Raw genomic sequence first — 4222 nt, 5'->3', positions numbered from 1 at the left:
CGGCGACCCGGACCACCTGGCGCGGTTGTGGACGCCGTACCGGATGACCTATCTGGCCGAGGCGCCGCGCAGCCGCGACGAGGCGGACAACGGGTCGGCCGGCTCCGACCAGCCGTTCACCGACATCCCCACCCTGCCCGACGAGGATGGGCTGGTGGTGGCCCGCGGCGAATACGTCTACGCGGTGCTCAACCTCTACCCGTACAACCCCGGTCACCTGATGGTGGTGCCCTACCGGCGTTTCTCGGAGCTGGAGGACCTCACCGACGCCGAGAGCGGGGAGCTGATGGCGTTCGTGCAGAAGGCGATCCGGGTGATCAAGGCGGTGTCCCGGCCGGACGGCTTCAACGTCGGGCTGAACCTGGGCCGGTCGGCGGGCGGGTCGTTGGCCGAACACCTGCACGTGCACGTGGTCCCGCGGTGGAGCGGCGACGCCAACTTCATCACCATCGTCGGTGGGTCGAAGGTCATTCCCCAGTTGCTGCGGGAGACCCGCACGCTACTCGCCGACGAGTGGACGAGACAGCCGTGAGTCGGCTGCGGTTTTTGTCCCGGGAGACGTTCGCCGGCATCACCGAGCCGATCGCCCGGGCCTGCCTGCGAGGCGGGCTCAGCCCGGACACGGTGACCATCGTCGGCACCGCGGGCGCGGTGCTGGCCGCGCTGACCTTGTTCCCGGCCGGCCGGCTCTTCGCCGGCACCCTGGCGGCCTGGTTCTTCGTCCACTTCGACATGCTCGACGGCGCGATGGCCCGCCAGCGCGGGGGCGGCAGCCGGTTCGGCGCGGTGCTGGACGCCACCTGCGACCGGATCAGCGACGGGGCGGTCTTCTGCGGCCTGGGGTGGTGGGCGGCGTTCGGTCTGCAGAGCGCCTCGCTGACGGTGGCCACGCTGATCTGCCTGGTCACCTCGCAGGTGATCTCCTACATCAAGGCCAGGGCCGAGGCGAGCGGGCTGCGCGGCGACGGCGGCTTCATCGAGCGACCGGAGCGGCTGATCATCGTGCTGGTCGGTGCCGGGTTGTCGGATCTGCCGGGTCTGCCGCTGCCGTGGGCGCTGCCGGTGGCGATGTGGCTGCTGGCGGTGGCCAGCCTGATCACCTGTGCGCAGCGGTTGCACACGGTGCGCACCTCACCGGGTGCGGCGGAGCCGGCGGACGACGGCCCGCCGCGGTGATCGCCATGCCGACCCGCCTGCGCATCCCCGGGATGAGCCGGGTTGAGGGCTGGGCGACCGACCTCGGCTACGCGGCCGGCTGGATGACGGTGCGGGCGCTGCCGGAGTTCGTGGCACGCAACGCGTTCGACGCGGGTGCGCTCTTGGCGGCGCGCGGCGGCGGGCCGGATCAGCTGCGCCGCAATCTCGCCCGGGTGATCGGGGTACGGCCGGAGCAGGTGCCCGACCAGCTGATGCACGCCGCGCTCACCTCCTACGCGCGCTACTGGCGCGAGGCGTTCCGGCTGCCCTCCATGGACCACGCCGCGCTGGCCCGGCGGGTCCAGGAGTCGGCGTTCGGCGGTGAGCACGTGGCGGCGGCGCTGGCCGCCGGACGCGGTGCGATCCTGGCGTTGCCGCACAGCGGCAACTGGGACATGGCCGGGGTGTGGCTGGTGCAGGGCTACGGCGGGTTCACCACCGTCGCCGAGCGGCTCAAGCCCGAGTCGCTGTACCGGCGGTTCCTGGAGTACCGGGAGAGCCTCGGCTTCGAGGTGCTGCCGCTCTCCGGCGGGGCGCGGCCCGCCTACGACGTGCTGCGCGAGCGGCTCGCCGACAACCGGCTGGTCTGCCTGATGGCCGACCGTGACCTGACCCGCGGTGGGGTGCCGGTCGACTTCTTCGGTGAGCCCACCCGGATGCCGGCCGGGCCGGCGAAGCTCGCCGTCGAGACCGGTGCCGCGCTGCTGCCGACGTACGCCTGGTTCGACGGCGACGGCTGGGGCATCCGGATTCGGCCGCCGCTGAACACCACCGGCGGCCGGGCCGGCGACCGGGTCGGCGTCACCACCCAGGCGCTGGCCGACCTGTTCGCGCGAGAAATCGCCGAGCGCCCGGAGGACTGGCACATGCTGCAGCCGCAGTGGCTGGCCGACCTGCCCCGGGAGAGACTGGCGGGGCTGTCCGGCCCCGGGGAGACCTGATGCGGGTCGGCATGGTCTGCCCGTACTCGTTCGACGTCCCGGGCGGGGTGCAGGCCCACGTGCTGCAGCTGGCCGGGGTGCTGCACGGCCGCGGCCACCAGGTCAGCGTGCTGGCGCCGGCGTCCCCGCACGTCGCGCTCCCCGACTACGTGGTGTCGGCCGGCAAGGCGGTGCCGATTCCCTACAACGGGTCGGTGGCCCGGCTGCGGTTCGGCCCGGCGACGCACCGCAAGGTGAAGCGCTGGCTGGCCGGCGGCGACTTCGACGTGCTGCACCTGCACGAGCCGAACGCGCCCAGCCTGTCGATGCTCGCGCTGCGGCTGGCCGACGGCCCGATCGTCGCGACGTTTCACACCTCGACCACCAAATCGTTGACGCTGAGCGTGTTCCAGGGTCTGCTGCGGCCCTGGCACGAGAAGATCGTCGGCCGGATCGCGGTCTCCGACCTGGCCCGGCGCTGGCAGATGGAGGCGCTCGGCTCGGATGCGGTGGAGATTCCCAACGGCGTCGACGTCGCCGCCGTCGCCGGCGCGGCTCGGCTGCCCGGCTATCCGCGGGCCGGCCGCACGGTGCTGTTCCTGGGCCGCTACGACGAGCCCCGCAAAGGCATGGCGGTGCTGCTCGGCGCGCTGCCGGCGCTGGCCGAACGCTTCCCCGACGTGGAGGTGCTGGTCGTCGGCCGCGGCGACGAAGCCGAGCTGCGCGGGCGCGCCGGGGGATTGGCCAAGCATCTGCGGTTCCTGGGGCAGGTCGACGACGCGGAGAAGGCGTCGGCGCTGCGCAGCGCCGACGTGTACTGCGCGCCGAACACCGGGGGCGAGAGCTTCGGCATCGTGCTGGTCGAGGCGATGGCGGCCGGGACCGCGGTGGTGGCCGCCGACCTCGACGCGTTCCGGCGGGTGCTGCGCGACGGCAGCGCGGGCCGGCTGGTGCCGGTCGGCGACGGCGATGCGCTGGCCGGGGCGCTGATCGAGGTGCTGGTCGACGACGAGCTGCGGGGACGCTACGTCGGCGCCGGCACCGAGGCGGTCCGCCGCTACGACTGGTCGGTGGTGGCCGATCAGATCGTCCGGGTCTACGAGACCGTCGCCGGGGTGGGCAGCAAGGTCTCGGTGGCCGGCTGATGGGCGTGACGGTCGCGCTGGCCGCGGCGGTGGTCGTCCTGGTGGCGGCGCTGGCCGTCGCGGCGGCCTGGGCGTATCAGACCGCCAACCGGCTGAACCGGCTGCACGTGCGCTGCGAGCTGTCCTGGCAGGCGCTGGACGCGGCGCTGGCCCGGCGCGCGGTGGTGGCCCGGACGGTCGCCGTCGAGGCCTACCCCGACGAGGGGGACGGCCGGCGCCTGGCGAGGCTGACCTACCTGGCGAATCGAGCCGAACGCGCCCCGCGGGACGTGCGGGAGGCCGCGGAGAATGAACTGTCGGCGGAGCTGGCGACGGTGGACCCGGCGGTGCTGCCGACCGCGATGGTCGCGGAGCTCGCCGACGCGGAGACCCGGGTGCTGCTGGCCCGGCGGTTTCACAACGACGCGGTCCGCGACACCGTGGCGCTGCGCGGACGGCCCCTAGTCCGGGTGCTTCGGCTTGGCGGAACCGCTTCGCTGCCAACATATTTCGAGATCGTCGAGCGGGCCGACATGGTGGTCCACGACGATCACGGCGCGTTCCGGCCGCGGGTTTCGGCGCGGGTGGTGCTGCTCGACGAGGCCGGGGCGGTGCTGCTGCTGTGCGGCTCCGACCCCGCGTTGGCTGCTGCTGCGCCACGGTTCTGGTTCACCGTCGGCGGGCAGGCCCGGCCGGGCGAGCAGCTGGCTCGGGCCGCCGCGCGGGAGCTGGCCGAGGAGACCGGCCTGCGGGTCGACCCGACCGAGCTGGTCGGCCCGATCTGGCGGCGCGACGCGCTGTTCGAGTTCAACGGCGAGGAGCTGGACAGCCGGGAGTTCTTCTTCGTGCACCGAACGGCGCGGTTCGAGCCGTCGTCGGCCGGCCGGACCGGCCTGGAGCGGCACTACCTGCACGGCCACCGCTGGTGCGACGCCGCCGAGGTCGCCGAACTGGCCGCAGCGGGGGAGACGGTGTACCCGC

General features: G+C 73.6%; 5 protein-coding genes. All 5 read left to right on the top strand.

Annotated elements, in window-relative coordinates; all coding sequences use genetic code 11:
• A partial coding sequence (locus AC2VNT_RS08315) for an ATP adenylyltransferase (RefSeq protein WP_486946404.1) occupies positions 1 to 532 on the top strand: 532 nt, incomplete at its 5' end.
• Positions 529 to 1176 (top strand): phosphatidylinositol phosphate synthase, encoded by a 648-nt coding sequence (gene pgsA / locus AC2VNT_RS08310; RefSeq protein ID WP_486946403.1) that lies wholly within the window; start codon positions 529 to 531, stop codon positions 1174 to 1176. The genes AC2VNT_RS08315 and pgsA, both read left to right, overlap by 4 nt.
• A gap of 5 nt (positions 1177 to 1181) precedes the next feature.
• Positions 1182 to 2138: a phosphatidylinositol mannoside acyltransferase gene (locus AC2VNT_RS08305; protein ID WP_486946402.1), complete on the top strand. Its 957-nt coding sequence runs from the start codon at positions 1182 to 1184 to the stop codon at positions 2136 to 2138.
• The gene (locus tag AC2VNT_RS08300) at positions 2138 to 3262 is read left to right on the top strand and encodes a glycosyltransferase family 4 protein (RefSeq protein WP_486946401.1); all 1125 of its coding nucleotides are present in this window, start codon (positions 2138 to 2140) and stop codon (positions 3260 to 3262) included. The genes AC2VNT_RS08305 and AC2VNT_RS08300 overlap by 1 nt, the downstream gene beginning before the upstream one ends.
• Positions 3262 to 4222, top strand: a 961-nt coding sequence (locus AC2VNT_RS08295) for an NUDIX domain-containing protein (RefSeq protein WP_486946400.1), incomplete at its 3' end; no start/stop codon positions are given. The genes AC2VNT_RS08300 and AC2VNT_RS08295, both read left to right, overlap by 1 nt.

Source organism: Mycobacterium sp. TH-M15 (genome assembly GCF_057473705.1).
The sequence above is the reverse complement of the archived record's forward strand: the minus strand, read 5'-3'. Positions and strand labels throughout refer to the sequence as shown.

Bases quoted from the DNA above. Each gene is read 5' to 3' on its own strand.
- AC2VNT_RS08305 (WP_486946402.1), top strand. From the start codon at position 1,182: ATGCCGACCCGCCTGCGCATCCCCGGGATGAGCCGGGTTGAGGGCTGG.
- AC2VNT_RS08300 (WP_486946401.1), top strand. From the start codon at position 2,138: ATGCGGGTCGGCATGGTCTGCCCGTACTCGTTCGACGTCCCGGGCGGG.